17 protein-coding genes and 3 pseudogenes are annotated in these 26,903 nt (G+C 62.5%); 9 read left to right on the top strand and 11 right to left on the bottom strand.

Annotated features, from left to right (window positions below):
* Nucleotide 1: 1 nt before the first annotated feature.
* From N0Q91_RS30990 to N0Q91_RS31000, 3 genes are read right to left on the bottom strand one after another with little or no spacing between them, the layout of a single operon-like run.
* On the bottom strand, nt 2–1,132 hold the full coding sequence (locus N0Q91_RS30990; protein WP_275599187.1) for an ABC transporter permease: 1,131 nt from the start codon (nt 1,130–1,132) through the stop codon (nt 2–4).
* Nucleotides 1,125–2,048, bottom strand: coding sequence for an oligopeptide ABC transporter permease OppB (gene oppB / locus N0Q91_RS30995; protein ID WP_003529067.1), 924 nt, complete (start codon nt 2,046–2,048; stop codon nt 1,125–1,127). The genes N0Q91_RS30990 and oppB overlap by 8 nt, the downstream gene beginning before the upstream one ends.
* A gap of 51 nt (nt 2,049–2,099) precedes the next feature.
* The gene (locus N0Q91_RS31000; protein WP_275599188.1) at nt 2,100–3,698 is read right to left on the bottom strand and encodes a peptide ABC transporter substrate-binding protein; all 1,599 of its coding nucleotides are present in this window, start codon (nt 3,696–3,698) and stop codon (nt 2,100–2,102) included.
* Nucleotides 3,699–4,343: 645 nt separating this feature from the next.
* On the opposite strand from N0Q91_RS31000, the gene fba reads away from it, so the two are divergent.
* Nucleotides 4,344–5,387 carry a class II fructose-bisphosphate aldolase gene (gene fba, locus N0Q91_RS31005; RefSeq protein WP_100670191.1) on the top strand — a complete coding sequence of 348 codons (1,044 nt, stop codon included), beginning with the start codon at nt 4,344–4,346 and terminating at the stop codon, nt 5,385–5,387.
* Nucleotides 5,388–5,554: 167 nt separating this feature from the next.
* On the opposite strand, the gene N0Q91_RS31010 is transcribed toward fba, so the two are convergent.
* From N0Q91_RS31010 to N0Q91_RS31030, 5 genes and pseudogenes are all read right to left on the bottom strand, one after another.
* Nucleotides 5,555–7,348 carry an ABC transporter ATP-binding protein gene (locus tag N0Q91_RS31010; RefSeq protein WP_275599189.1) on the bottom strand — a complete coding sequence of 598 codons (1,794 nt, stop codon included), beginning with the start codon at nt 7,346–7,348 and terminating at the stop codon, nt 5,555–5,557.
* Between the two features lie 9 nt (nt 7,349–7,357).
* A complete protein-coding gene (locus N0Q91_RS31015) occupies nt 7,358–8,395 on the bottom strand; it encodes a glycosyltransferase family 2 protein (RefSeq protein WP_275599190.1) in 1,038 nt (345 codons plus the stop codon).
* A 1-nt stretch (nt 8,396) separates the two neighbouring features.
* On the bottom strand, nt 8,397–9,500 hold the full coding sequence (locus N0Q91_RS31020; RefSeq protein ID WP_275599191.1) for a glycosyltransferase family 2 protein: 1,104 nt from the start codon (nt 9,498–9,500) through the stop codon (nt 8,397–8,399).
* A 16-nt stretch (nt 9,501–9,516) separates the two neighbouring features.
* Nucleotides 9,517–10,649: pseudogene (locus tag N0Q91_RS31025) on the bottom strand (acyltransferase family protein).
* A 343-nt stretch (nt 10,650–10,992) separates the two neighbouring features.
* A complete protein-coding gene (locus N0Q91_RS31030; RefSeq protein ID WP_275599192.1) occupies nt 10,993–11,823 on the bottom strand; it encodes a MerR family transcriptional regulator in 831 nt (276 codons plus the stop codon).
* Nucleotides 11,824–12,037: 214 nt separating this feature from the next.
* Here N0Q91_RS31030 and N0Q91_RS31035 point away from each other — a divergent pair, with 214 nt between their 5' ends.
* Complete coding sequence (locus N0Q91_RS31035) at nt 12,038–13,306, top strand: 4-aminobutyrate--2-oxoglutarate transaminase (protein WP_275599193.1); 1,269 nt, start codon at nt 12,038–12,040, stop codon at nt 13,304–13,306.
* 115 nt (nt 13,307–13,421) lie between these two features.
* A complete protein-coding gene (locus N0Q91_RS31040; RefSeq protein ID WP_275599194.1) occupies nt 13,422–14,897 on the top strand; it encodes an NAD-dependent succinate-semialdehyde dehydrogenase in 1,476 nt (491 codons plus the stop codon).
* Nucleotides 14,898–15,078: 181 nt separating this feature from the next.
* On the opposite strand, the gene N0Q91_RS31045 is transcribed toward N0Q91_RS31040, so the two are convergent.
* On the bottom strand, nt 15,079–16,251 hold the full coding sequence (locus N0Q91_RS31045; RefSeq protein ID WP_275599195.1) for an acetate/propionate family kinase: 1,173 nt from the start codon (nt 16,249–16,251) through the stop codon (nt 15,079–15,081).
* A gap of 105 nt (nt 16,252–16,356) precedes the next feature.
* Here N0Q91_RS31045 and htpG point away from each other — a divergent pair, with 105 nt between their 5' ends.
* Entirely contained in the window at nt 16,357–18,246 is a 1,890-nt protein-coding gene (gene htpG, locus N0Q91_RS31050; RefSeq protein ID WP_275599196.1) for a molecular chaperone HtpG, read from the top strand.
* A 60-nt stretch (nt 18,247–18,306) separates the two neighbouring features.
* Here htpG and N0Q91_RS31055 read toward each other — a convergent pair whose 3' ends face one another.
* Complete coding sequence (locus N0Q91_RS31055) at nt 18,307–19,491, bottom strand: CaiB/BaiF CoA transferase family protein (RefSeq protein WP_275599197.1); 1,185 nt, start codon at nt 19,489–19,491, stop codon at nt 18,307–18,309.
* An 11-nt stretch (nt 19,492–19,502) separates the two neighbouring features.
* On the bottom strand, nt 19,503–20,690 hold the full coding sequence (locus N0Q91_RS31060) for an acyl-CoA dehydrogenase (protein ID WP_018098414.1): 1,188 nt from the start codon (nt 20,688–20,690) through the stop codon (nt 19,503–19,505).
* A gap of 187 nt (nt 20,691–20,877) precedes the next feature.
* Between N0Q91_RS31060 and N0Q91_RS31065 the strand changes: the two are divergent.
* From N0Q91_RS31065 to N0Q91_RS31085, 5 genes and pseudogenes are all read left to right on the top strand, one after another.
* A pseudogene (locus N0Q91_RS31065) lies at nt 20,878–21,830 on the top strand (LysR family transcriptional regulator).
* 141 nt (nt 21,831–21,971) lie between these two features.
* A pseudogene (locus N0Q91_RS31070) lies at nt 21,972–23,035 on the top strand (NAD(P)/FAD-dependent oxidoreductase).
* 449 nt (nt 23,036–23,484) lie between these two features.
* Entirely contained in the window at nt 23,485–25,002 is a 1,518-nt protein-coding gene (locus tag N0Q91_RS31075; RefSeq protein ID WP_375341906.1) for an ABC transporter substrate-binding protein, read from the top strand.
* A gap of 87 nt (nt 25,003–25,089) precedes the next feature.
* Nucleotides 25,090–26,031, top strand: coding sequence for an ABC transporter permease (locus N0Q91_RS31080; protein WP_198516622.1), 942 nt, complete (start codon nt 25,090–25,092; stop codon nt 26,029–26,031).
* On the top strand, nt 26,031–26,900 hold the full coding sequence (locus tag N0Q91_RS31085) for an ABC transporter permease (protein WP_275599199.1): 870 nt from the start codon (nt 26,031–26,033) through the stop codon (nt 26,898–26,900). The genes N0Q91_RS31080 and N0Q91_RS31085 overlap by 1 nt, the downstream gene beginning before the upstream one ends.
* Nucleotides 26,901–26,903: the final 3 nt, after the last annotated feature.

Raw genomic sequence — 26,903 nt, forward strand, 5'->3', positions numbered from 1 at the left:
GTCAGCGGTCCTTCGGGTCGAGCGCATCGCGCAGGCCGTCGCCGACGAAATTCAGCGAGAACAGCGTCACGACGAAGAAGATGGCGGGGAAGATCAAGAGCCACGGCGCCGACTGTATATTGTTCGCACCTTCCGAGATCAGCGCACCCCAGCTCGTAAGCGGCGCCTGCACGCCCAGTCCGAGGAACGACAGGAAACTCTCGAGCAGGATGACCTTCGGCACGACGACGGTGACGAAGACGATGACCGGACCGATCGTATTCGGGATGATGTGCCGGCGGATGATCTGCCAGTCGGTCAGACCCAGCGCCTGCGCCGCTCCGACGAACTCACGCCGCTTGAGCGCCAGCGTCTGGCCGCGCACGATGCGGGCCATATCCAGCCATTCGACAGCCCCGATCACCAGGAAGATCAGGATGAAGCTCCGGCCGAAGAAGACGACGAGCACCACGACCAGGAAAACGAAGGGCAGCGAATAGAGGATCTCGACCAGGCGCATCATGACGTTATCGACGCGCCCGCCGATATAGCCCGATGTCGCCCCGTATACGACGCCGATGCCGAGCGAAACGAGACTCGCCAGCAGGCCGACGGCGATGGAGATCTGGCCGCCCAGCATCACCCGGACAAGCAGGTCGCGGCCGTTGGAATCGGTGCCGAAGGGGAAATATTCCCGAGCCACCTCGCCCTCGACCTTCAGGGTACGGCCGTCGTTCTCCGTCGCGACCACCTCGGTGTTCTCGAACTCGTTCGCCCGGTCGAAATAGCGTGTGGCGCGAGGATCGATAGGCTCGTCCGAAGTCACCGTGGCGGTGAAGGTCTGGCCTTCGACGTTGAATTCCGTGAGCGTGACGCGTGCACGCGTCGCCACGCCCTCCATCACGTCCTGAAGTGTCGAGGTGTCCGGACGCGGCACGAGGCTGGGGCCGATCGTGACATAGGACGGAAAGACCTGATCGTAGCTGTGAGGCGAAAAAAGCGGCCCGACGAAGGAAAAGAGCGCGATGAGCACCAGCATGACGCAACCGGCCATGGCCGGGCGGTTGCGGCGGAAGCGCAGCGTTGCGAGCTGAAAGAGGCTTCGGCCTCTGGTGTCGGGCATCGATGCCGGGATCTGAGCGATATCAGTCATGGCGAACCCTCGGATCGAGCAGGCCGTAGAGAATATCGACCAGAAGATTGAAGAGGATGACGAAGATGGCGATGAGGATCACGGTGCCCATTACCAGGGTATAGTCGCGGTTGATCGCTCCGAGCACGAAGTAGCGCCCGACGCCCGGTATAGTGAAGATCGTTTCCACCACGGCCGAGCCCGTAAGGAGGGCGGCGGCGCAAGGAGCAAGATAGGAGACGACCGGCAGCATGGCACCGCGCATGGCGTGCGTCACGACCACGGCGCGGGACGGCAGGCCATAGGCTTTCGCGGTGCGGATATGATCCGTATTGAGGGCCTCGATCATCGAGCCGCGCGTGAGCCTGGCGAAGACCGCAAGCTGAGGAAGCGCGAGCGCGATCATCGGCAGGATGAGAAAGCGGAGAGAACCGTCGCCCCAGCCGCCGGCGGGCAGCCACGCGAGCACGATCGCAAAGATCAGCGTCAGCACGGGACCGACGACGAAGTTCGGCACGGTGACCCCGATCGTGGAAACCGACATGACCGCGAAATCCAGGAAGCTGTTCTGCCGCAAGGCGGCGATCGTTCCCGTTATGACGCCGCCGACGACCGCGAGCAACAGCGCGTAAAAGCCGAGCTCCATCGAATAGGGCAGTCCTTTGCCGATCAGCTGCGCGACATTGTTGTCGTGGTAAATGTAGCTCGGACCGAAGTCGCCCGTGACGGCATTGCCGAGATAGGTGGCGTATTGGCGCCAGAGCGGCTGATCGAGGTGATAGGTCCTCATCAGGTTCTCCATCGTGGAGGGCGGGAGAGGACGCTCGAGGTTGAAGGGCCCACCGGGGGCAAAACGCATCAGAAAGAAGGATATGGTGACGACGATGAACAGCGTCGGCACCGCACTCGCCAGCCGGCGAAGGATGAAGGAGATCATTGACTTTGCTCCGGAGGCGACGCGCGGGTGCCCGCGCGTCGCCTCAGTTCGTTATTCGGCGATGCTCAGGAACTTGCTCAGATGCGCATTCGGCGCATTGTCCTGCCAGCCCTTGACCCGTTCCGAAACGAGCCAGAGGTCCGCCTGGGTCAGGAACGGCGCTATCGGCTGCTCCTTCATCAGCAGAGTTTCAGCCTCGTGCATGATCTTCGATCGTGCCGCCGGATCCTGTTCCTCATAGGACTTCTTCATCAGCGCATCGAATTCGGCGTTTTCGAAATGGCCGTAGTTGAAGGTCTTGTTGGTGCTGAGGCTCAGTGCCAGGAAGTTCTCGGCATCGGCGTAATCGGCGACCCAGCCGGCACGCGCGACGTTGAACTTGCCGCCCTCCTGCAGGTAGGCATAGTGCGACGACACGTCGAGATTCACCAGCGAGACCTTGGCGCCGAAGGTGTTCTTCCACATGTCGGCGACCGCCGTCGCGACACGCTCATGGTTGGGATTGGTGTTGTAGCGGATTTCGATGTTGAGCGGCTTGCCGCCCTCGCCGTAACCGGCTTCCTTCATCAACTCGATCGCCTTGTCCTCGCGGTCGAGTTGCGACATGTCGGCAAAGTCGGCCTTGGCGGGATCGCCGTAGCTCTCGATGCCCGGCGGGACCATCGAATAGGACGGCAGCTGCGAACCGCTGTAGATTTCCTTGGCAAGGAAGTCGCGGTCGACCGCCATCGAAAGTGCCCGGCGGACGCGGACATCGCTATAGGGCTCCTGGCGGGTGTCGAAAGCGTAGTAGTAGGTGGCAAGCGTCGGGGAAACGTGCACCTGCTCTCCATAGGACGTGCGCAGGCGCTCGATCTGGTCGGCGGAGAAGTTGTAGGCGAGATCCATTTCCTTTGCTTCGAAACGCCGGACAGAGGCCGCCTGATCGTCGATCGGATAGAAGATCACCTTGTCGAGCTTGACATTGGCGGCATCCCAATAATTGGTGTTCTTCTCCACCGTCAGGCTGTCGTTCGGCACATGCGCCGTCAGCTTGAATGCGCCATTCGAAACCATCACACCCGGTTTGACGAAGTCCGGGCCGTTCTTTTCGACGCTCGCCTTGCTGACCGGAAGCGCCGTCTGGTGTGCGAGCAGTTCCAGGAAGAAGGGCGTCGGCCGTTCGAGGGTAACCTCCAGGGTCTTTTCGTCGACGGCCTTTACGCCGAGCTGGTCGACCGGCACTTCGCCCTTGTTGACCTTTTCGGCGTTCTTGATCGGGAAGAGGATGTTGGCGTATTCGGCCGCGGTCTTCGGATCCTCCACGCGGCGGAAGGAGAAGGCGAAATCCTCTGCCGTCACCGGCGATCCGTCCGACCACTTGGCATCGGCACGCAGTTTGAACGTGTAGACGGTACCGTCGTCCGAAAGCTCCCAGGTTTCGGCGGCGCCCGGAACGATCTTGCCCGCGGCATCGTAGATCGTCAGGCCTTCATAGAGGTCCTTGAGGATGAACTCCTCGATGTTGATGGAGGTGTGGGCCTGGTCGAGCGTCTGCGGTTCGCCGGCATTGCCGCGGTGAAGTACCGCCTCGGCGAGCGCGGGGCTTGCCCCGATGAGCAGCGAGCCTATGAGCGCAGCGGCCCTGAGATTGAGTTTCAGTGAAGCCATTTTTCTTCTCCTTCCCCTCGTTTTGGGTTCATTGATCGCAGGAGAGAAGTGCAAATTTTCAGCGAACGCAAGCGATCTGCCCGGAAAATTGCAGCCTTCTCTTTAAAACGCGAACGCCGATAATCGCTCAGGTTGTATAGGCGTTTGCGACGAATTTCCTCCCTTTCACGACGCAGGTCTGCCGGCCGGCCCCGGCGCGTGGAGATCCACCTGCAACGTTGTAGATCGCTTCGGCATATTGCGCTTCGTTACGGAAGAATGCTCCGAAAGAGCAGTCATGCAACCTTCATGAATTGTAGCGGCACTTTACGTAATATGCATAAAAAATTGCCCCAATCGCTGCAATCTTTTTGCACATCGGCTCCCCCTCACGCGGACGCCGAACGCCGCCACGTTCCGGACCGAACCTGCCGCCGGCCGCGAAAACCCGCGGCTGCTCTGCGGGCACAACTGAGATTGGCAACACCACCAGAGGGCGAAAGTAGCGATTTCTGGCAGGGGGATTTCTCATCCACAGCAATTTGGTCTGACGCACGTCCATCAAGCGACCGGCACGACCGCCGGCCCGGTTGCCAAACGCCCCGCATGAATTATTGTGCGCTTGAACTGGCGCCTGGAGTGGCGCGGAGCATCAGGGAGTTAAGAATGGCATTGATCACATTGCGGCAACTGCTCGACCACGCGGCAGAGAACAATTACGCACTGCCGGCCTTCAATGTGAACAATCTCGAATATATCCAGGCCGTCATGAGGGCCGCGGATGCGACCGACTCTCCTGTCATCCTGCAGGCAAGCCGCGGCGCGCGGGCCTATGCCGGCGATGCGTTTCTGCGCCATCTGATCCTCGGCGCTGCGGAAGAATATCCGCATATCCCCGTCTGCCTCCACCTCGACCATGGCGACCAGCCGTCGACCTGCATCTCGGCGATTACCAACGGCTTCACCTCCGTGATGATGGACGGCTCGCTGGAGAAGGACGGCAAGAGCGTCGCGAGCTACGAATATAATGTCGCCGTCACCGCGGAAGTCGTGAAGATCGCCCATGCTGCCGGCGTTTCCGTCGAAGGGGAACTCGGCTGCCTCGGCAATCTGGAAACGGGTGCCGGCGACAAGGAGGACGGACATGGATTTGAAGGCAAGCTCTCACGCGAGGAACTGCTGACCGACCCCGAGCAGGCCCTCGACTTCGTCTCGAAGACCGGCGTCGACGCTCTTGCGGTCGCCATCGGCACCAGCCACGGCGCCTACAAGTTCACCCGCGAACCCGACGGCGAGATCCTCTCGATCGAGACTATCGCCAAGATCAACAAGCGTCTGCCGAACACCCACCTCGTCATGCACGGTTCCTCGAGCGTCCCCGCCGATCTCCAGGAACTCTTCAACGCCTATGGCGGCAAGATGAAGAAGACCTGGGGCGTTCCGGTGTCCGAGATTCAGAAGGCCATTCCGCTCGGCGTGCGCAAGGTCAATATCGACACGGATCTCCGCCTCGCCTTTACCGGCGAGATCCGCAAGCACCATATCGAGCATCCGGATAATTTCGATCCGCGCAACTATCTGAAGCCGGCAATTGCCCACATGACCGAGGTCTGCAAGGAGCGCTTCGAGGCCTTCCACGCCGCCGGCCAGGCATCGAAGATCCGGGTGCTGCGGTTGCCGGAGATGGCCAAGCGCTACGCCGCCGCATAATTTTCAGATCAGAGCCCCCCTCCGCCTGCCGGCCCCTTCTCCCCGTCCAAACGGGGAGGTCGCGGCAGCGGGTAGAGGGGCCGCGCCTCAGCGCCCGCAACCAGGGTCGATGGACAAGCAGCCGGGCGCGCCCTGCATCCGGCAGTCTGCGCGCGCGCCGCAAACCTCTACCCTCCGCCCCCCTTGCCGGTCTCATGCTCATAGAGCTGGTCCATGCTGAGCGACGCGACGTCCGCCAGTGCGGCCTGGCCCTTGACTCGCCCGGAGCCGAGGACCACGACGTCGTCGCAGAACGAGATCGTGCTCCGGTGATGGCTGATCACGATCGTCGTGCGCCTGCCGGCCCTCGATCTCAACGTCTCGACGATCGCCGCCTCCGACAGGCCGTCCACCGCATTCGTCGCCTCGTCGAGGATCAGGATCGCCGGATCGCGCACCAGCGCTCTGGCAAGCGCGATGCGCTGGCGTTGGCCTGCCGAGAGGCTTGCACCCCTGTAGCCGACGAGCGTCTCATAGCCCTGCGGCAGCTTCTCGATGAAGCCGTGCGCTTCGGCAAGCTTCGCGGCGCGTTCCGCTTCTGCAGGTGTGGCGCTTTGACCGTAGGTGATGTTTTCCAGGATGGTGCCGTCCACCAGTTCGAGGTCCTGGCTGGCGACCGCGATCTGGCGCCGCCACTGAACGGGATCGAGCTCGTCGAGCGGCACGCCATCGACGAGGATGCGTCCTTCATCCGGCTCGACGAAACGGCAGAGGAGATTGACGATCGTCGTCTTTCCGGCGCCGGAACGGCCGATGATTGCGGTGGAACGGCCGCTGCGGATTTCGAAGCTTGCGGAATGCAGCACCAGGGGACGCACCTCGGAACCGGGATACCTGAAGGTCACCCGGTCGAATTTCATGCCCTCGTGCAGGCCGTCGACCGGGGCATTGCCCTGAGGAGGCTTCGGCTTGTCGGAGGAGTCGAGAAGCCAACGCACCTCTTCGAGCGATCCGCTCCAGCCCTGAATCTGGCTCCAGGACATCTGCAGGGCGCGCATATGCGGCTGCAGTCGATATAGCAGCACGACGAAGGCGACGATCACCGGAAAGCTGACGCCGACGGACCAGGCGCTTACCACCACGGCCAGAAACAACGCCGAGTGGAGCACCTCGGTCAGCGGCGGCAGCGCCCCCTGTCGTGACTGGAGCGCAAAGCCGGCACGGCGAACGGCGTCGGACGCGGAATCGAATGCATCCTTCTCGCGTGTTTCCTGGCCGAACACGCGGATCAGCCTTCCGGCATGAACGAGATGCAGCATTCTGGCGGCAAGCTCGCTGTTGAAGGAGGTCACATGGCGGCTTGGGCCCTTGAGCGTCGCGGAGAGCGCTGCATGCGCAAGCTGGACAAGGACGAGGCCGAGCGCCACGAACAGCGTCATCTGCCAGGACATGAGCAAGAGAAAGGCGAGCAGGATGACCGCCGCCGAGCCGTGCACGATAGACGAAAGGACCGTCTGGATCGCGTCGGACGCGCGCCATGACTCGTTGGAGATGATGTTGAGCAGCCGGCCGGGACTTTGCTGCATGAAGAACGGATATCCAATCCGCAGGAGCTGATCCGAAAGCGCGCTGCGGATGGCGTGGCTGGCCTTGCCGTAGATGAAGGTCGTGAGCAGCGTGTTGGCGAAGGCGAGGATATTCTTGAGCACGATCAGCGCGAGCACGGCGGCCGCAATGACCAGCAGGCGTTCGCCGTCTCCCAAGCCCGCTCCTACCGCCTGAAAGTAAGCGGATATGCCGCTCAAGCCGTTGGCTTGTCCATCTCCTGCGATGATGCCCAGCATCGGAATGATGAGGCCGATGCCGGCGCCTTCGAGCGCGGCGCTGGCGAGGCCGAGAATGACGACGACCGGCAGCAGGCGCATTTGCCGCCCCAGCGCGCCGCGCAGGACCTCCAGTCCCGGCAATAGGAATCTACGCATATGCGGTCCTCACCTGAGCTTCGGTGCTGCTTGTTCGGGCTGGCGCCGTTCGGTCGGTTGCGCCGCGTCTGCCATGGCGATCCGCGCGAAGCGCGCAGCGCCGACAATGTTCATCGAAACGATCGGCCAATGTGACAGTTGCAGCTTCGGGTCGAAGCGGGCGCCTCCGAAAACTTCGCCGCATGCGGACCTGACGGTCCAGCCGAAATGCTTGAGGAGCCAGGGCGCGCCGAGCAGGTGCTTCAGACAGAGCCCGCCATTGCCGAGGCTGTAATTACGATGCAGTTCTTCGATCGCCGCACGAAAACGGCGGCCGTGATGATGATGGACGATCATATCCGGCACGTATTCGACCGGAATGCTGAGCCGAAATGCCCGGACCAGGTAATCCGTATCTTCCGCGGCCTTCAGCGGCGCGCCTGCGCCGAAGCGCTCGTCGAAAGGACCGATGCGTGCCGCGACGTCGCGATGCATGGTCATGTTGCAGCCGAGCACGAAGCCGCCGGGGTGGACGTCGCGGGTCAGACGTGCCGCGACCTTCGACCGCTTGATGGTGAACGGCAGGTCGGCAGGATCGCCGAGTTCCACGCGTCCTCCGCGGATGACCCGCGCGTCGCCACTGGCGTAGTGCCGTTGGAGGTCGGCGAGATAGTTCCTGTCCACCTCGCAGTCGTCGTCGATGAAGACCAGAATCCGGCCCCGCGCGCGCGCCATCCCCGTATTGCGTGCCGCGGCGAGGCCCGGACGAGGCTCGGTGGCGAGCGTGATCGGCATTGTCGAGGCTGCTGCCATGCGTGCGAGTTCTTCCGGGGTGCCGTCCGTGGAGCCGTTGTCGACGACGACGAGTTCGCTCCTGTTCGCCGCATGGGCATGGCATGCGGCCTCGATCGATCGGATCGAGGCGCCAAGCGCCCGGACGCGGTTGCGCGTGCAGACGATGAAGCTGACGAACGGCTCCGACGCTTCGAACAATGAAGGGGCCACGGAGTGCCGAGCAGCCGGTGCTCTTGGATGTTTCTGCGCTTTTGCAGGCTGTTCGACGGCCATGTCAGGTCCAGCCATGTCCGGAAAGCACGCTCGCGGCGGGCACCGACTGCAGGTGGCGCGCGAGCCGATCCACCCGCTTGCTCGCGGCGAGCGAAATCCGGCTGCACCAGGGTGCGCGAGCGGCCGCAAGCAGCCCGTATCGCTCGCGGCGGCGGATGAGGCCCCATTTCCCGGTCCGCGTCAGGAACTCATGGGTTAGTCGCGGCTGCTCCTCGTCGGCGATGAGCTGGTAGAGGAAGTAGAAGAAGCAAAGGGCGCCTTCCTCATAGGCACGCCGAACCTCGCCCGGCTGGGCCGAAATCTTACCCTCTAGCGCCAGGACCCAGTCGGCAAGGCGTGCCACCGTCTCGCTCGTCACCGCGGCGCCGATAGCTGCGAGGGCTGCGGATTCTCCGAGAAGGGCATCCCGGGCCAGGTTCTCGGCGACGATGGTCAAATGGGTCCGGCGCATCTGCCGCTTGTGCTTGCTGGTGACGCTATCCTCATGGATGCGATAGGCGACCAGCGCCTCGTCGATCATGTGGACTGGGAAACGATCCGCGATCCGCCTGAAGAGATCGAAATCTTCCGCATGCACATAGTTCGGGTCGTAGCGGAGCATCTCTTCCGGGATGACGTTACGGTTATAGACAACGGTCGAATGCATGAAGATGGTGAAGAACATCGACAGGATTCGCAGGCTTCCCGGGCGGTATATGGGATTGGGCTTGCCGCGGATGATCCGATTGCCGATCAGCGTGTCGATGCCCGTGCCGGAAAGGGCGAGCCGGGGCTCTGCGGAAAACAATGCGACCTGACGCGACAGGCGCGACGGATAGGCGATGTCGTCGGCATCCATTCGCGCGACAAGCTCGCCCTTTGCAAGCGCGAGGCCTTCATTCAGTGTCGCTATGAGGCCGCGGTTCTCGCGGGAAATGATGGAAACGCGAGAATCGCTCTTGCGATAGCGTTCGAGAATGTCCCGCGACCGATCCGTCGACCCGTCGTCGATCGCGATTACCTCCAGACGCTCGTAGTCCTGGCGCAACACGCTCTCGATAGCTGCGGCGATGTACGGTTCCGCATTGTAGACAGGCAGGACGATGGAGACGAGGGGCGTCGGCATGGTTCGGCTCGTGAGCTTATCGAAGGTTCTGGGGCTGCAGGGCTTCGTCACGACCGGCGCCAGGGATAGCGACTGCCGCCCCGGCTCCGCCGTCGGAACGAATATACGGAAGGTGCCGCTTCAGCCCGTTGAGCGGCTTTTCGAAGAACAGCCAGGAAACCGAGGCGAGCATCAGGGTCAGGGAGCCCGCAACGACGAACCGCCCTGCCCCCTGATCCGAGACATTGACCGGGATGAAAGGCTGCGCTTGAACGACCAGGGCCAGCACGACCGCGTGGAAAAGATAGACGCCATAGCTGATCCGGCCGAGCGCCGCCAATGGCGAAAGCGCGACGAGCCGACCGGCAAGCCCGCCGATCCCCTTCGAACAGCCGCCGACCAGCATGGCGAGCGGCAGGAGCGGGAGGACCTCCAGGCCAATCCAGGCGAACCACGCGACGACCGGTGACATGGCAACCGGCTTCGACCACACGAGGACGAGCGAAGCGAGCGAAAGCGGCATCCAGCTCAGTTTTGCCCATGCCGGCCAACAGACTCGCCAGGATGGGCGGGCGGCTAGCAGCGCGCCCACGGCCAGCGCATCCATCGACGCCGGCGGCAAAAGATCCCGCGCGAGTGATGGAGTACCGGTGAGCGGCCAGTAAAAGCGGTAGGCGAGCGAGCAAACGATAACGCCGATGCAAACCCCGGCAACCGACCGGCGCGGCACGAGCAGCACGATCAATGGCCATACGAGGTAGAACTGCTCCTCGATGCTCAGACTCCACGTATGACAGAGAACCCACGGCGTCCATTCGTTCTGCAGCGCGTACCAGAAATTGGACAGATAGAGGGCGTGCCACGCCATGACCTCCTTCGATCGTTCCAGATCAAGGAAAAAGACGGCGGCGAGGACGGCGAAGTAAGGGGGAAGATGCGAAGTGCGCGGCGCGCGTAGAAGGATTTGAGTGCCGTCGCCGGCTCGAAACGGGCAGTGTCGCGCGCATCGAGCAGCAGCCGCGTTATCAGGAAGCCACTCAATACGAAAAACAGCCGAACGCCGAGATGGCCCCAATGGGATCCATCAGCCGCGAAGAAATGCGCGTAGAGCACCATTGTGACCGCTACGGCTCTCAGGCCGTCCAGCTGCTGGTCGCGCACCATCTGCATCAACACTCCCTCTCCGTTCGAGCTTTCTTCCGTCGAATCGCGAACAGGCGCATCGTCTGCAATCAGGTTCGTTGAACGCTTGGCGACGGAAGCAAGCAGTCGGGCAGGCTAAAGAACTGTTCGAGGCTGAACGGGGGAATCGGGCCAAACTTTGTTCCGCCCTTCATCAACATAGTCGGCCGATCCCCAAGACGCCGGGAGTGTGTCTTGCGCGCAATATTCAGCGTCGGCGCGATTGAGTAGGCGTTGTGGTTGGCAGCGGCCCGACTCATTACGTCCGAATACATCTGTCAGCACATAAACATCTGAATTATTTTCACGCTGTAAGTGCCGATGTCTTCTATCAAAACGTCGGCGGCGTATTGATCCACAACAACACGGTTTCGCCGTCGTGCCTGTTCGACCAGGCATGGCGGCGGCGGCTCTCGAAATAAAGGGAGTCGCCCGGGTGGAGATCGTAGAACTGATCCGAATCCAGCACGAACTCCACGCGTCCGGAAAGAACGTAGACGAATTCCTCCCCCTCATGCCGGTAGGCGCCCTCGCTTGAGGCGCCTGGTGCCAGAACGAAGCGATGGCAATCCATCTGGTTGTTGCCTTCGGCCAGCAACTGCACCGTCACCCCCGGTGTCGTGCGCGGCCAGTTGCGCCATTCGCCGGCCCGCACGAGCGCCCGCGCTCTTGTCTCACCTTCGCCGGAGAGGCTCGACACGGTGGTTCCGAAATATTCGGCAAGGTTGTGCAGAACGGCGACGGAGACGCCCTGCGACGTCCGCTCCAGGGTCGAGAGCACGGATGCGGCGATGCCGATGTCGCCGGCCACCTGCTCCAGTGTCTTGCCTGCGGCATGTCTCAGACTGCGCAGCTTCCGCCCGACCTGCAGGTCGCCATTGTCGTCGGTCGGCGTGGCGGAGCCATTTTCGTCTTCGGTAAAGGCGCTTTCAGCCTCCAGAGCCTCCCTGATCGCTGCGGGGTTGAGGCCGCGTTCGGAGCGGAACCAGGAAATGCGCTTCAGCCGGGCGAGATCGGCATCGGTATATTGTCTATGCCCCGTCACCGAACGCTCCGGCACGACGAGACCTTGCGTTTCCCAAAGCCTGAGCGTCGAGGCGGACACGCCCGCTAGCCTTGCCGCCTCGGCAACCTTGTAGCGAATGGTGCCAATACCGCCCATCAATTCATATCCTCATCACCGTGCCGGATCCGTGCCGCCGATCGCTGGCGGCTATCTAGCCGCGAGCGCGGCGGCTGCACAAGAAGCGCCCATCAATCCGGGTGTTGTCTCGATCAGCAAATTTGATTTGCAATCCATCCTGAAAAATGTACCTCTTCCTGAGAAAAGTTGCAGAAAAAATGCAATATATTCCCTCTCGACCAGGACGACAACGATGACGAGCCTCACAGATCGCAAGAATGCAGCCATCTCCCGCGGTGTCGGAATGACCACGCAGGTCTATGCCGAGCGCGCGGAAAACGCGGAGATCTTCGACAAGGAAGGCAACCGCTACATCGACTTTGCCGCCGGCATCGCCGTGGTCAATACCGGCCACCGCCACCCGAAGGTGATCGCTGCCGTCAAGGCGCAGCTCGATCGCTTCACCCACACCTGCCACCAGGTGGTGCCCTATGAAAACTACGTGCATCTGGCGGAGCGCCTGAACGCGATCGTGCCGGGCGACTTCGCGAAAAAGACCATCTTCGTCACGACCGGCGCGGAAGCCGTCGAGAACGCCGTCAAGATCGCGCGCGCCGCGACGGGCCGCCAGGCGGTTGTCGCCTTCGGCGGCGGTTTCCACGGCCGCACCTTCATGGGCATGGCGCTGACGGGCAAGGTCGTTCCGTACAAGGTCGGTTTCGGCGCGATGCCGGCAGATGTCTTCCACGCCCCCTTCCCGATCGAGCTTCACGGCGTGACTGTCGAGCAGTCGCTTTCGGCGCTGAAGAAGCTCTTCGCGGCCGATGTCGACCCGGCCCGTGTCGCGGCGATCATCATCGAGCCGGTTCAGGGAGAAGGCGGCTTCTATCCGGTCCCGACCGCCTTCATGAAGGCGCTTCGCGAGATCTGCGACCAGCACGGCATTCTGCTGATCGCCGACGAGGTGCAGACCGGCTTTGCCCGCACCGGCAAGCTCTTCGCCATGGAACATCACGGTGTCGCCCCGGATCTGACGACGATGGCGAAGAGCCTCGCCGGCGGCTTCCCGCTTGCGGCCGTCACCGGCCGAGCCGAGATCATGGACGCGCCCGGGCCGGGCGGCCTCGGCGGGACCTATGGCGGCAATCCGCTCGGCATCGCCGCCGCGCATGCGGTTCTCGACGTGATTGCCGAGGAGAACCTGTGCGAGCGGGCGAACCAGCTCGGCAACCGGCTGAAGCAGCGCCTTGCGGCGATCCGCGAGAAAGCACCGGAAATCGTCGACATCCGCGGACCCGGCTTCATGAACGCCGTCGAATTCAACGATGTGAGGACGAACCTGCCGAGCGCCGAATTCGCAAACAAGGTCCGCCTCCTTGCCCTCGAAAAGGGGCTGATCCTGCTGACCTGCGGCGTCCATGGCAATGTCATCCGCTTCCTGGCGCCGATAACGATCCAGGACGAGGTCTTCGCAGAAGCCCTCGACACTATCGAGGCATCGATCCTCGAAGCACGCGGTTGACGGCTGCCGGACCGGCCGCTATCGCGGTCGCCCATGCCGGGGCGCACGATCCGCGCCCTCACAAAGAATAGAAGCGAAGCCTGCGGTCGCCGCAGGCATCGCGGGAGGACGCCCCATGGCCCTGACGCCCGCACTCATCAGACACATCCGGCGACCGAAGGTCTTCGCCTCCCTCGGCGAAGTCACGCGGTCTTCCGGACAGCCGGCCGGCCCCACCTTCGATGTTTCCAACCCATCGACCGGCGAACTGCTCGCGACGCTTCCGGACATGGGAATCGATGACGCACGCGCGGCTATCGACGCGGCCGCCCTCGCCCAGCCTCTGTGGGCCGGCAAGCCGGCCAAGGATCGCAGCATCATCCTGCGCCGCTGGCACGACCTGCTCGTCGAGCATGCCGACGACCTCGCCTCTATCCTGACCGCCGAAATGGGAAAGCCCGTCGGCGAGGCAAAGGGCGAAGTCCTGCACGCCGCATCCTATGTCGAATGGTACGCGGAGGAAGCCAAGCGCGTCTACGGCGAGACCTTCCCGGCGCCCGCCAACGATCGGCGTATGCTCGTGATCAAGCAGCCGGTCGGCGTGGTCGGCACGATCACGCCCTGGAATTTCCCGGCTTCGATGGTCGCGCGCAAGATTTCCCCGGCGCTTGCCGCCGGCTGCACGATCGTCCTGAAGCCCGCCGAACAGACGCCGCTGGTAGCCGGCGCGATGTTCGCGCTTGCCGAGAAGGCGGGCTTTCCCGAAGGCGTGCTCAATCTTCTCTACGCCTCCGAAGGCGCCCCGATCGGGCGCGAACTCTGCAGCAATCCCAAGGTTCGCAAGATCAGCTTCACCGGATCGACGGAGGTCGGAAGACTCCTGATGCGACAATGCTCCGACCAGATTAAGAAGGTAAGTCTCGAGCTCGGCGGCAACGCCCCGTTCATCGTCTTCGACGACGCCGATATCGACGAGGCGGTGGACGGCGCGCTCCAGGCGAAATTCCGCAATGCCGGCCAAACCTGCGTTTCGGCGAACCGCATCTATGTGCAATCCGCGGTGCATGACGCGTTTGCCGACAAGTTTGTCGCGCGCGTGCGCGAACTCACGGTCGGTGACGGTTTTGCTCCCGACGTCGCCATCGGTCCGATGATCGACGTCCACGCGATCGACAAGATCGAAGCGCATGTGGCCGACGCGGTAGCCAAGGGAGCGCAAGTGCGCTCGGGCGGCAGCCGGATCGGAACGACCGGCACCTTCTTCGAACCGACGGTGCTTACCGGCATCTCGCACGACATGCGCATCGCCCAGGAAGAGACATTCGGGCCGATCGCCCCGATCATCCGCTTCGAGACCGCCGAGCAGGTGGTGGCCGAGGCGAACGATACGATCTACGGTCTCGCGGCCTATTTCTACGCCGAGAACCTCAAGCGGGTCTGGCATGTCGCCGAGGCTCTGGAATACGGCATGGTCGGCATCAATACGGGCCGCATGTCTTCTGAGGCCGCTCCCTTCGGCGGCATCAAGCAATCCGGCATCGGCCGGGAAGGCTCCCGCCACGGCCTCGAGGACTATCTCGAGATGAAATATCTCTGCATGGGCAACATCTGACCGGGCGCCTGCCGACCGCCGGGACGCCCCCCGAGACGCCCCTCTGGCCTGCCGGCCATCTCCCCCACAAGGGGGAGACGATTTGCGGCACGGTTCACGCTTCAGCCGAAGCATGCCACATGTAGAGGCGTTCCGTATTGGGAGGGGAACCGTCGGAACGACAAGATTTCGGGCCGGCTCTTCAAGGAGCACGGATGATCGCAAGCGTATGGCGGGCGATCATCAGCTCCTCGTCGGTGGGCATGACGTGGAGCGCGACGCGGCTTCCTGCCTTCGAGATGACCGAGGCATCTGCATCGTTTGCAGCCGGATCAAGCTGCGCGCCGAGCCAGGCCAGGCCTTCGGAAATACGGGCCCGGATCGGCGCCGCGTTTTCGCCGATGCCGGCGGTAAAGACAAATGCATCGAGGCCTCCCAAGGCTGCGGCCAGCATGCCGGCGTTGAGCGTGCAGCGGTGCACGAAATGGTCTATCGCGAAGGAAGCGCGCGGGTCCTCGCTCTCCAGAAGCTCGCGCATGTCGTTCGATATGCCGGAGAGACCTTTCAGGCCGGACTGGTGGTAGAGGAGGTCCGACACAGCTTGTGCACTCATGTCCCGGAGCAGGTGGAGAACGACGCCGGGATCCAATTGGCCCGGCCGCGTGCCCATCGGCAGCCCGTCAAGTGCGGTAAAGCCCATCGTCGTTTCGACGCTGCGTCCGTCGTTCAGCGCGCACATCGACGCGCCGCTGCCGAGATGGGCGACGATCACCCGGCCGCGGGCGACCTCCGGCGCCACCTCGCGCAGTCGACCGGCGATATATTCATAGGAAATCCCATGAAAGCCATAGCGCCGCACACCCTGCTCATAGAAGGCGCGCGGCAGGGCATAGCAATCGGTATGCTCGGCGCGCCCTCGATGGAAGGCCGTGTCGAAACAGGCGACCTGCGGCACATCGGGTTTGATTTCCATAGCGAGCCGGATCGGCGCGAGATTGTTGGGCTGGTGCAGCGGTGCGAGGTCCTGATAGCTTGACAGACGGTCGAGCACCGTCGTGTCGATCAGCACCGGCCGGACGTAATCCGGACCGCCATGCACCACCCTATGGCCGATCGCCCGGAGGTCGAAACCGCGAAGCGTCGCCAGCCAGTCGCGTGCGACCGACAGGGCTGCGGGAAGGTCGCGAACATCGGTCCTGTCCAAGCTTCGATCGATGAGCTCGGTGCCATCGGCTGCCGTCGCCTTCAGGCGCGGCCGGGTTCCGATGCCGTCCAGTTTCGCACGAACCTGCCGCTCGAGCCCCGCCGTGGCGATCCCGAATATCTGGAACTTCAGGCTGGACGAGCCGGCATTGATGACGAGCAGCGCTTCCATCTGACAGGAGCTTCGCACCGAAGCGGGGCTGCCGCAAGACGACCCTTGAAATTCAGGCCGCGGCTTGCCAATTGGGAGCAAACGTCAACGAGGTCCGAAAACGCGATGAGTGAAGTCGAAACGTCCGTAGAGAAACATGTCTTCGAAGCCGACGTGGCGAAGCTGCTGCACCTGATGGTGCACTCCGTCTATTCCGATAAGAACGTCTTTCTCCGCGAGCTGATTTCGAACGCGGCCGACGCCTGCGAGAAGCTGCGCTACGAAGCGATCGTCGCCCCGGAGCTCCTCGGCAGAGATCCCGCCTCGCGCATCACTCTGACGCTCGACGAGGAGAATGCCCGGCTGGTCATCGAGGACAACGGCATCGGCATGAGCCGCGACGAGCTTGTCGAATCGCTGGGCACGATTGCGCGCTCCGGCACGCGTGCCTTCATGGAGCGGATTGAAGCCGCGCAGAACAAGGACGGCGCCCAGCTCATCGGCCAGTTCGGTGTCGGCTTCTATTCGGCCTTCATGGTCGCCGACAACGTCGATGTCGTTTCCCGCCGCGCCGGCACCGACAAGGCCTGGCACTGGGCATCCGACGGCAAGGGCAGCTACACGGTTTCGGCGGTCAATCTTGCGGACGCGCCGTCGCGTGGTACGCGCATCACGCTGCATCTGATGGACGACGCCAAGACCTACACCTCGCGCTGGACGGTCGAGCGCATCATCAAGGAGCAGTCCGGTCACGTGCCGGTTCCGATCTCGATCGTCGAGAAGCCCGGTGCAGAACCGGCACAGGTAGCAGACGGCACGGCGCTCTGGACGAAGCAGAAAAGCGAGATCAGCAAGGACGATTATACCGATTTCTACCGCGGCGTTGCCGGGCAGTACGACGATCCGGCGCTGACGGTTCATTTCCGCGCCGAGGGGCGCCACGAATATACCGCGCTTGCCTTCGTGCCCGGCTCGAAGCCGTTCGATCTTTTCGACCCCGATCGCAAGGGCCGGATGAAGCTCTACGTCAAGCGCGTCTTCATCACCGATGAGGCGGAACTGCTGCCGCGGTACCTGCGCTTCGTGCGCGGCCTCGTCGACACGGCGGACCTGCCGCTCAACGTCTCGCGGGAAATGATTCAGGAAAGTCCTCTTCTCGCAAATATCCGCAAGGGGCTGACGAACCGCGTCCTGACCGGCATCGAAAAGCTTGCGGAAAGCGATCCCGAGGCCTTCGCCAAGATCTGGGAAAACTTCGGCAGCGTGATCAAGGAGGGCATTTACGAGGATTTCGAGCGGCGGGGCCAGCTCCTGGCGCTGTCGCGCTTCCGCACGACCGCGGATGACGACAAGCCGCGCGGTTTGAGCGATTACGTCAAGGAGATGAAGGACGGCCAGTCGGCCATCTACTACCTGACCGGCGACAACCTCGCCCAGCTGAAGGCGTCGCCCCAGCTCGAAGGTTTCCGCGCCCGCGGCATCGAGGTGCTGCTCCTGACGTGCCCGGTCGACAGCTTCTGGGTGACGACCGCTCCCGATTTCGAAGGAAAGCCGTTCAAGTCGATCACCCAGGGTGCGGCCGATCTCGCCGCCATCGCCAAAAAGGACGATGCGGCCGCCGCTTCGACGGAAGCGGGCGCCGCCGTCACCGAGTTCGTGGCATTCGCGAGGGAGACGCTCGGCGACGTGGTTTCGGACGTCCGCACCTCCGACCGCCTTACGGAAAGCGCCGTCTGCCTTGTTGCGCCCGAACAGGGGCCTGACCTTCAGCTCCAGAAAATGCTCCAAGGCGCCGGACGTATGGAGGGCGCTCCCAGGCCAGTCCTCGAGATCAATCCCGGCCATAACCTGATCGCCGCGCTTGCCGCCTGCTCCGCGGAGGACAAGGGCTTCCGGGAGGACGCGGTCAGACTTCTCCTCGACCAGGCCCGCGTTCTCGACGGCGACAAGCCCGAAAACCCCCGCGCCTTTGCAGAGCGGCTTTCCCGCGTGTTCGATCGGGCCTTGAAGGTTTAGGCTCAAGAGAAGGCTCCTTCGTCCCGCAGGCGGGGCGAAGGAGATTGATGCCGGCCTGACTTACCGGTCTTTCGGCAAGACCATTCCGATCTCCGCCAGCACCTCATCCGTATGTTCCCCGAGCCGGGGCACGCCGCGCTCGAGCGAAAGCGTTGCACCGGAGAAGCGGATCGGCGTGCGGACGCCCGGCGACGTTCCTGCCGCCGCGCCGGTATGGGGTGTCTCCACCCGCATCTGCCGGTGGACGACCTGCGGATCGGCGAAAACGTCGGCGACGGAGTTGATCGGGCCACCGGGGACGCCTGCGGCTTCGAGCCGGGCGAGCAACGTATCCCGCTCGAACTTCGCTGTTTCCGCCGCGAGCTCCGGTGTCAGGCTCTCGCGGTGCTGCACGCGGTCTGCATTCGTATGGTAGCGGGCATCCGAGGCGAGATCCGGCCGGCCGAGGAGTTCGCAGAATTTCACGAATTGGCGGTCGTTGCCGACTGCGACGATCAGATGCCCGTCGGCGGTCGGAAACACCTGATAGGGTGCGATATTCGGATGGGCATTGCCGAGCCGCCGCGGTGCCTTGCCGGAAACGAGAAAGTTCAGCGCCTGATTGGCGAGCACGCCCGTCATGCAGTCGAGCAACGCCATGTCGATCTGCTGGCCCTCGCCCGTGCGTTCCCGCTGTGCCAGGGCCGCCTGCACCGCGATAACACCATAGAGCCCGGTGAAAATATCTGCGAAGGCAACGCCGATCTTTTGCGGTTCACGATCCGGCTCGCCCGTCAGGTCCATGATGCCGCTCATGCCCTGGACGATGTAGTCGTAGCCGGCGCGGTGAGCATAGGGCCCGTCCTGCCCGAAGCCGGTGACCGAGCAATAGATGAGCCGCGGATTGACTTTCCTCAGGCTTTCATAATCGAGACCATATTTGGCGAGGCCGCCGACCTTGAAGTTCTCGAGCAAGACGTCGGATTGCGCGGCAAGCCGGCGCACCGCCTCCTGCCCCTCTGCGGTCGTAAAGTCGAGAACGACAGACCTCTTGCCGCGGTTGCACGCGTGAAAATAGGCGGCATCCAGCCTTTCGTCGTCTTCGCCTTTGACGAAGGGAGGTCCCCAGGTCCGGGTGTCGTCTCCGGCCGGGCTCTCGACCTTGATGACGTCGGCGCCGAGATCGGCAAGGGTCTGCCCGATCCAGGGGCCCGCCAGTATGCGGGCAAGTTCGAGCACGCGGATGCCCTTGAGCGGCGCTTCCATGGCGGCGCCGCTCAGAAGAAGGCCTGCAGCCCGGTCTGGGCGCGGCCGAGGATCAGCGCATGCACGTCGTGCGTGCCCTCATAGGTGTTGACGGTCTCGAGGTTCATCATGTGGCGCATGACCTGATATTCCTCGGAAATGCCGTTGCCGCCATGCATGTCGCGGGCCATGCGCGCAATATCGAGTGCCTTGCCGCAATTGTTGCGCTTGACGATCGAGATCATCTCCGGGGCCATGCGGCCCTCGTCCATCAGCCGTCCGACCCTGAGCGACCCCTGCAGCCCGAGCGCGATCTCGGTCTGCATGTCGGCGAGCTTCTTCTGGAAAAGCTGGGTCTGGGCGAGCGGTCGGTTGAACTGCTTGCGGTCGAGACCGTACTGACGGGCCGCATGCCAGCAGAATTCGGCCGCGCCGAGCGCCCCCCAGGAAATTCCGTAGCGAGCACGGTTGAGGCAGCCGAATGGTCCCTTCAGCCCCTCGACATTCGGCAGCAGCGCGTCGTCTGCGACCTCGACATTGTCGAGGACGATTTCGCCGGTGATCGAGGCGCGCAGCGAGAGCTTGCCTGCGATCTTCGGTGCGGAAAGGCCTTTCGCGCCTTTTTCCAGCACGAAGCCCCGGATGGCATTGTCATGCGCTTCCGACTTCGCCCAGACGACGAAGACATCGGCGAGCGGCGCATTGGATATCCACATCTTGGAGCCGACGAGACGGTAGCCGCCTTCGGTCTTGATCGCCCGGGTCTTCATGCCCGCCGGATCGGAGCCGGCGTCCGGCTCGGTCAGCCCGAAGCAGCCGATCCACTCGCCGCTGATAAGCTTCGGAAGGAACTTCCGCTTCTGCTCTTCCGAGCCGTAGGCGAAAATCGGATAGATGACGAGCGACGATTGCACGCTCATCATCGAGCGATAGCCGGAATCGACGCGCTCCACCTCGCGTGCGACGAGACCGTAAGCGACGTAGGACGCGCCGACACCGCCATAGGTGTCGGGAACGGTCACGCCGAGCAGGCCGAGGTCGCCCATCTCGCGGAAGATCGCCGGGTCCGTCGTCTCCTCGCGGTAAGCTTCGATCACGCGCGGCTGCAGCTTTTCCTGGGCATAGGCGCGCGCCGTATCGCGGATCATCCGCTCGTCTTCGCTCAGTTGATCTTCGAGGAGGAACGGATCGTCCCACTGGAATTGGCTTTTGCCGGCCATCTCTATCTCCCGTCGCATTGTCGCGCCTGTGTTATGACAAGCCGGGTCAAGGCTTTCAAACGAAATTGAGACACTGGCTCATGCGCCTGCTGCATGATTCATCTGATCGGCGCCGTGGCGATTGGCCTTGTGCAAGCGACCATTCTTCTGAATATGCATAAAGTACATTATCGCTCCGCCGGCCACCATGACCAACAACCGCCTTGAACGTTTCGCCCACAATCTCGATTGGAACCTGTTGCGCACCTTCGTCGTGGTCGTCGAGGAAGGCAGCATCACGGCGGCCGCAAACCGGCTGCTCCTGCAGCAGCCCGCCGTCAGCATGGCCCTCAAACGGCTCGAGCAGACCATTGGGCAGAAACTGATCGATCGCCGCCCGGGGCGTTTCGATCTGACGGAAGCAGGCGAGAAACTGCACCTCCAGTGCCGCGATATCTTCGCGGCCGTCATTCGCCTGCCGCATGTTCTGGAAACGGCGGGCGAGGAGATCACCGGTCATCTCAACATCCATGCGGTGAGCCACGCCCACAATCCCGCCTGGGACCGAAAACTCGGCAGCTTCTTTCGCATGCATCCGAAGGTCACGATATCGATGACGGTGGCAACGACCGTCGACGTGTTGAGCGCCGTTGAACGCAACATTGCGACGATGGGCCTTTGCGACGGCATCATACCGGAGGGCTTGAACAAGAGCTTCCACATACGGGAGCGCTACGCGCTCTACTGCGGCCGCGGCCACCGGCTTTTCGGCGTCGAGGGCGTTGATTTCCACGATCTGCGCGGCGATCCTTACATCGCCTTCATAGCCGATGTACTCGGCGGTCAGCACATGAATTCCGTGACCGCAGTTCGCGCCGTAGGCTCCTTCGGCCAGCAGGTTCGGGGCGTCTCCTGCAATGTCGAGGAGGTCATGCGGCTGATCGCCGCCGATGTCGGCATCGGCATGCTGCCCGATCATATCGCCCGCGAGGCCGTCGCGGCGGGTGATTTGTGGCAGTTGCCCCCTATCGCGACCTGCCGACGACCGACGTGTTCCGCATTTCCAATCCGAATTCCATCCTCAATCCGGCCGAAGCCGCCTTCCTCGCCCACGTCGCCGACACCGAAGCGCTGGATCATTGCGACCATCAGCAGGATTGATAGCGACATTTACCACTATAAATTTGAGCGGCACCCGCACCGTCCCTATTCTCCGCCGTCAAGTTGCGGGAGCGGTACATGCCAGACTACGACGTTGTGATTATCGGGGGCGGGATCGCCGGCTTGTCGCTCGCCTATTTCCTGAGCCCGCATCGTTCGGTCGCCGTCCTGGAACGGGAGGAGGCGCTCGGCTATCACAGCACCGGCCGCTCGGCCGCCGAGTTCGTGCTCAGATACAACGCGCCGGAAATCTGCAAACTTGCGACGATATCGAAGGCCTTTTTCGATCGGCCGCCGGAAGGCTTCAGCGACGTGCCGCTGTTAAGGCAACGCGGCGGCGTGATGATCGCGGGTGCCGGGAAACTCGACCGATTTGAAAAGCTGCTCGCCGAAGAACGCGAATTCACGCCTGAAATCGAACGGCTCACGAAAGACGAGGCGCTTGCCCGCGTTCCGATCCTCAAGCCCGACTATGTCGCAGCCGCCTTCCACGACCCGAATTTCTGGGACATCGAGGTCGAGAACCTGCTCCAGGGCTACGTCAAGGGCGCCCGCCGCAACGGCTGCGACATCCTCGAGCGCCATGAAATCCTCACCGCTCGGCATCATGGATCGGGCTGGCTGCTGGGCACGGCGGCCGGTGAGATCGGAGCCAGGATCGTCGTCAACGCGGCCGGTGCCTGGGCGGACCCGGTTGCTGCGGTCTTCGGCGTAAGGCCGAGCGGCATCGTCCCGCATCGGCGCACCGCCATCACCGTTGACCTTCCGGCAGGCATCGATGCAGCAAAGCTTCCTGAAATCAACGAGATAGATGAAGATTTTTACATGAAGCCCGAGGGAGGGAGGCTGCTCGCCTCGCCCGCCGACGCGACGCCGTGCGAAGCATCGGACGTTCAGCCGGAGGAGATCGACGTCGCCTGGGCCGCACACTACGTCGAAGAGGCGACGACGGTCCCGGTAAGAAGAATCGTCAAGAGCTGGGCGGGTCTGCGCAGCTTTTCCCTGACCGGCTGCCGGTCATCGGTTTTGCGCCAGGCTGCCCGGATTTCTTCTGGCTGGCCGGCCAGGGAGGCTACGGGATTCTCACCTCGCCTGCGCTGGGCGCTCTGGCGGCTGCCCTTCTGAGCGACACCGCACCGCCGGCAGCCTTCCGGGCCGAAGGACTCGATCCCCGACAGTTCGACCCGCGTCGCCTGCCGAGCTGAAGCAATTTTGCGAGCCTGGCCGCAATCGCGACAAATTCCAAAACCACAGGCCACAACTCCATTTATCGTCGTCGAACAGCCGTCACGCGACTGAGGAGCCGTTCCTGACATCGATCAGGCTGCCCACGTTCGCATCGTTCGCGAAGTGCCGATCCTTTCGGTGTTCAAGCTCTCAACGAAATCACCCCGGAAAGGCGCGTAGCGAGGAGGGTTCCTGCTGTGCAACGGCCACAAAAGATCTGCGTCTGCGCGCGCAATGTTGAACTCCGTTAAATCCGAGCTCTTAGGCGGCGCCATGGGCGAAGCTCCGGGGGCGATCAGCCGCTGATCGGACAATGGAAACGTGTGGCAGTTCAATTTTCGATTGACAGCCACCGCTTATCCAATATTCTTTTATAAGAACACATATAACATAATAGTGGAACAAGGGGAACTTCAACGTGAGAAAAGTGACTGCACTTCTGCTGGGAACTGCACTGACAATCCTTCCTTCCGGCCTTTTCGCTCAAGAAAAGGGCGGCATCGTCAATGTCGCCACGATCGGTGAGCCGCCGACGCTTGATCCGATGTCATCGACGGCCGATCTCGTCGGTATCGTTACGCAGCATATTTTCGAGACCCTCTACACATTCGACAAGAACTGGAACGTCACGCCGCTTCTGGCCGATAGCCTGCCGGACATCAGCGCCGACGGTAAAACCTACACAATCAAGCTGCGTACCGGCATCAAATTCCACGATGATACGGACATGACATCCGAGGATGTTGTCGCCTCTCTTGCCCGCTGGGAAAAGATTGCCTCGCGGGGCAAGCAGGCAGCAGGCTTCATTGCTTCCATCGAAGCTGCCGATCCGGCAACGGTGAAGATCACCCTGACGCAGCCCTACGCGCCGCTGGCGTCCCTGCTCGCCTTCAACAATTCGGCAGCCATCATCATCCCGTCGGAAAAGCAGGATGACGTGATGAAGGACTTCATCGGTACAGGTCCCTACATGCTCAAGGAGCGCAAGGCCGACCAATATATCCAGCTGACCCGTTTCGAGGGCTACAAGTCCCGGGACGGCGAGAGCGATGGCTACGGCGGCGCTCGACACCAGTATCTCGACGAAATCCGCTTTGTCCCCGTTCCTGATCCGAACACGCGCGTCGAAGCGGCAGTATCGGGCCAGTATGACTATGTGGATTCCATCCCGGTCGAATCTTTCGACAAGGTCAAGGCTTCGGCCTCGACGCAGCCTATCATGCTCAAGCCATTCGGCTATCCGGTTTTTGTCTTCAATACGGCCGAGGGGCTGAACAAGGACGTCGCCGTGCGCAAGGCCATCCGCCAGGCGCTCAGCATGGAAGACATGATGGCTGCGGCCTTCGGCAGCCCGGACTTCTTTTCCCTCGATGGCGCGATCTACCCGGAGGCCTATTCCTGGCATACCGAAGCGGGCACTGACGGAGCCTACAATATGGCGGACCCGGAAGGCGCGGCGGCAGCGCTGAAGTCCGCCGGTTACAATGGCGAGCCACTGCGGATTCTCACCAGCCGCCAATATGAATTTCATTACAAGATGGCCCAGGTCGCGGCGGAATATCTCAAGCTTGCCGGCTTTACCGTCGATATGCAGGTGGTCGACTGGGCAACGCTGACGCAGCGCCGGGCCGATCCCAAGCTTTGGGACGTCTATATCACCCACAGCCCGTTCCTGCCGGAGCCGGCTCTGATCGGCTCGCTTTCGACCAGTTCGCCGGGCTGGTGGAACACCCCTGCCCGCAAGGCAGCCGTGGATGCATTCACTTCTGAGGTCGATCCAAACAGGCGTGTCGCGCTCTTCGCCGATGTCCAAAAAGCGATCTATGACGACGCGGCCTTCATGAAGATCGGTAATTTCAACGCGGTGGCTGCCAAGTCGACAAAACTGGAAGGCGTCGATCCGGCCCCTTGGCCATTTTTCTGGAACGCGTCGATTACGAAATGATCATTCCTCAGTCGGAGACATCGGCTCGCTCGAGCCGGTGTCCTTTGCAGACCTGCGCGCTCTCCGGAGCATGAGGATCAGGCTTTCATGATACGGTATATTCTCCAGCGCCTTTTCGGCATGATCGTCGTGATGTTCCTTGTCGTCACGATCGTCTTCGTGATCGTACGGGTGACGCCCGGCGATCCGGCAGCGGTCATGCTCGGGCCGGACGCCAGCGCCCAGGATATTGCGGAGCTGCGCATACGGCTGGGCCTCGACCGTTCGCTGGGCGTTCAATACATCTATTATATGGGGCAGCTGCTGAAGGGCGATCTCGGCCAATCGATCTTCCTCAACATGCCGGTCGCATCGGCCCTGCTCGAGCGGGCCGAACCGACCTTTTTCCTTACGGTGTTCTCGCTGCTCATCGCCAGCGCCATCGCCTTGCCGATCGGGATCTATGCGGCCTATCGGCGTGGTTCGCTCTTCGACCAGGCAGCAACAGCGCTGGCGATGCTGGCTGCCAGCATCCCGAGCTTCTGGCTTGGCCTGATCATGATGCAGGTCTTTGCCGTCCGTCTCGATCTGTTCCCCGTGTCGGGCTACGGCGGACCGGGATCGACGTTTGCTGAGCGGATGCATCATCTCACGCTGCCGGCGTTTGCGCTCGGCATCGTCTCCTCGGCGCTGGTCCTGCGCTTCACCCGCGCCTCGATGCTCGATGTGCTCGGAGATGACTATATCCGGACTGCCCGCGCCAAGGGTCTGATCGAGCGGCGTGTCATCCTCAAGCATGCGTTGAAGAACGCGCTGGTTCCGATCCTCACGGTGATCGGCCTGACTGCGGCGGTTCTCGTCTCAGGCGCCGTCGTGACCGAGACCGTGTTCGGCCTGCCCGGCGTTGGCAACCTGGTGGTATCCGCCGTGCTCCGGCGCGATTATCCGGTCATCCAGGGGGCGTTGCTGGTCATTGCCGCACTCTATGTCCTGATCAATTTTGCCATCGACATGCTCTACCTGCTGGTCGATCCGAGGGTGCGTTACTGATGACAGCAATCGTCTCGAAACCGGCGCTCAGCGAGCGCAACAAATTCATCCGGCGCCTGCTGAAGCGCAAGACCGTGGCCTTCGGACTGATCGTTCTGACGATCTTCGTGCTGCTTGCCATCTTTGCCCCGCTGATCGCGCCTTATTCGCCGTCAAAACTGTCCATCGTCAACCGGTTGAAACCGCCGGGCGGCACGTTCATCTTCGGTACCGACGAGTTCGGCCGCGACGTGTTTTCGCGGACCATCTATTCGGCGCGGCTGTCATTGCTGGTCGGCGCCGCCGTCGTGACATTGTCCGCGATCATCGGTGTGACGCTCGGGCTGATCGCCGGATTCTTCAAGCAATTCGATGCGCCGATCGCCCGTCTGATCGACGCGATGATGGCCTTTCCGGACATTCTTCTCGCCATCGCGCTTGTGGCCGCACTGGGGCCATCGCTGACCACCGTCATCATCGCGCTCAGCATCGTCTACGCGCCGCGCCTGGCGCGTATCGTCCGTGCGTCGACCCTGGTGATCCGCGAGCTCCCCTATATCGAGGCCGCCCGGGCGCTTGGCATTTCGACGCGCCACATCATGACGCGGCATGTGCTGCGCAACCTGCTGTCGCCGATCCTCGTGCAGGCGACATTTCTCTTCGCCAACGCCATGCTGGCCGAAGCGGGACTTTCGTTTCTCGGGCTTGGCGTCAGCCCGGAAATCCCGACCTGGGGCACGATGATCTCCGCCGGCCGGCAATATATCGGCCAAGCCGACTGGATGACGCTGTTTCCTGGCTTCGCCATCATTCTCTCCGTGCTGTCGCTGCAGATGGTTGGCGACGGATTGCGCGATCTTCTCGATCCAAGGCTTCGAAAGGACTTATGAAAC

The sequence above is a fragment of the Sinorhizobium prairiense genome (assembly GCF_029201645.2).
Classification (GTDB): domain Bacteria; phylum Pseudomonadota; class Alphaproteobacteria; order Rhizobiales; family Rhizobiaceae; genus Sinorhizobium; species Sinorhizobium meliloti_A.